The following is a 418-nucleotide window of genomic DNA, read 5'->3' as shown; positions in this document are numbered from 1 at the left end:
CTATACGTCCGCTTGCGCGTTAGCAGAGTGCTGTGTTTTTACTAAACAGTTGCAGCCACCTGGTATCTTCGACCGGTTCGGGCTGAGGAAGCAAGTTCCCTTACCCTACGCCGGCGTGCCTTCTCCCGAAGTTACGGCACCATTTTGCCTAGTTCCTTCACCCGAGTTCTCTCAAGCGCCTTGGTATTCTCTACCTGACCACCTGAGTCGGTTTGGGGTACGGGCGGCTAGAACCTCGCGTCGATGCTTTTCTTGGCAGCATAGGATCACCCACTTTTTATCCGCATCGTGTCTCAGCCTTAATGAATCGCGGATTTGCCTACGACTCGGCCTACGCACTTGCACCAGGACAACCATCGCCTGGCTTGGGCTACCTTCCTGCGTCACACCTGTTAATACGCTAACCGCACCAGAATGG

At 54.5% G+C, this 418-nt stretch carries 1 rRNA gene; it reads right to left on the bottom strand.

The window, feature by feature from the left end:
• Nucleotides 1–418 (bottom strand): 23S ribosomal RNA (locus SB753_RS34985); the annotation flags it as partial.

The organism is Paraburkholderia sp. SIMBA_053, from assembly GCF_046534895.1.
In the GTDB taxonomy this organism is placed as follows: domain Bacteria; phylum Pseudomonadota; class Gammaproteobacteria; order Burkholderiales; family Burkholderiaceae; genus Paraburkholderia; species Paraburkholderia caledonica.
This window is presented reverse-complemented; position numbering and strand designations above follow the sequence as displayed.